3 protein-coding genes are annotated in these 1,548 nt (G+C 44.4%); all 3 read right to left on the bottom strand.

What is annotated here, in order from left to right:
* Positions 1-22: 22 nt before the first annotated feature.
* Positions 23-643 carry a chorismate lyase gene (locus PX636_RS20900; protein ID WP_002758121.1) on the bottom strand — a complete coding sequence of 207 codons (621 nt, stop codon included), beginning with the start codon at positions 641-643 and terminating at the stop codon, positions 23-25.
* 149 nt (positions 644-792) lie between these two features.
* On the bottom strand, positions 793-1,089 hold the full coding sequence (locus PX636_RS20895; RefSeq protein ID WP_002758119.1) for a hypothetical protein: 297 nt from the start codon (positions 1,087-1,089) through the stop codon (positions 793-795).
* The coding region (locus tag PX636_RS20890) for a glutathione binding-like protein (RefSeq protein ID WP_288118665.1) at positions 1,090-1,548 on the bottom strand (459 nt) is incomplete at its 5' end.

The following is a 1,548-nucleotide window of genomic DNA, read 5'->3' as shown; positions in this document are numbered from 1 at the left end:
TACATAGAAATATCTACAGCAGTTATCCTAATTGATCAATTCTCATTTCGCCGAGGTATTTACGGAGATAGGGAGAAAAAACCTCGTAAATCAGGGTAAGGGGTTGGCGAGCGTGCCAAAATAGGTAATGACGACCCCAAAATGCTCCTTTTTCCCCAAAAGCTATTTCTAATTCCGGGGAATGACCGTAATAAAGTCCCTGCACATCGCGATACAATTCCGTGTGCAGCCGCGAGAGACTTTCCCAAATCGGTAGGGAACGATTTTCCAGATATTCGTCCACTTGATTGACAGACCACCAAGAAGCGGCATAGGCTAACCTTTGACCACTAGCTGTGCGTAACCAGACTTGACGACGCAATCTCGGCCCCGGAATCAGGCTAATTTTCATCGGTGCGCCATCCTCATCGTCGCCGATGGGGGACATATCGATCACATCCACTTCCGTTTTTTCACCCGTTAAAAGTTGTAAATGACGGGTGGGAGAACCATCGCCGAGAATTAAAATCTGCCACGGGGGTGCGAGTTGGCTATGGGGTAAACCTTGTTTAACATCGGTTTCGTCTCCTTGCCAGAGAGGGGACAGGGAGTACCAAGGACGATTAAGCAGGGGCTTTTCTTGGGGGCGGAGGATAGCAGTCAAGGTTTGTTACAAAACTTTATGATTTTTTCATTAATGATAACACGGGATTTTTGTCTGCTGGCGATAAAAGCGATCGCCTTGCTCTAATCCTCTCTAAACTTTTCGGTTAGCATAGGCACTCTTGCCACAGGAGATCGGCTATTTTGATTTTAACGATAGAAAGGTATCAATATCTGGAGGAATTTTTGTAATCTTCTCAGGGCAATTAATTGTCGAATCTTGGGATTAATTTGGGGGGGATAAATGCTGGTGGCTAATTGTTCTTCTAGTAAGGCATATTCTGCCGCAGTTAGGGGTTGATTATCAAGGGGCGATCGAGCCGAAGTGATAATTTCTGCTCGTAAAACTTCTTCGGGAATATCTTCGGGAGAGGGCAAAGCAAGGGCTTTTAGGGGCGATAAGAAACCGATCGAGATGAGGATGATAATTTTTGTCGTTCGCTGCATTTAATTTAAACCGGGGGGCAATTTTTCTCGACACTGTTGATGAATTTCCCCGATTCTAGCAAACAACCAGGGATATTTTTGACGATAACTGGGAATTAGAGCCAGAGGACTGAGTAGGGCAGTGGCGGCAATATCGGCTACACTTAATTTATCCGCCACCAAATAGGGCTGATTTTGCCAATATTCTAGAATCTTGAGGGCATTTTCTAGTCGCTCCTCCGCTAGTTTTACCCTTGCCGGGGTGATTTTATATTGTTGTCCCACGATATTAATAATTATTTGACTACTCAGGGAAGGATCGATCGCTTTTCCCTCTCCGGCGCGATAATTATAATAGACAAATCTAGTCGCTACTCCAATACTTTCATCTAACCAATCCTCTAGTAACCAAGCTTGATTTTTCTCCTTTTCCCCAGCGGGAATAAAAGAGGGGAAAGGAACTACTTTTTCTAAATATTT

The sequence above is a fragment of the Microcystis sp. M53598_WE2 genome (assembly GCF_030067735.1).
GTDB lineage: Bacteria > Cyanobacteriota > Cyanobacteriia > Cyanobacteriales > Microcystaceae > Microcystis > Microcystis aeruginosa.
This window is presented reverse-complemented; position numbering and strand designations above follow the sequence as displayed.

What these genes read in the sequence shown, in the direction of transcription:
- PX636_RS20895 (WP_002758119.1), bottom strand. Translation starts at nt 1,089, where the DNA reads ATGCAGCGAACGACAAAAATTATCATCCTCATCTCGATCGGTTTCTTA.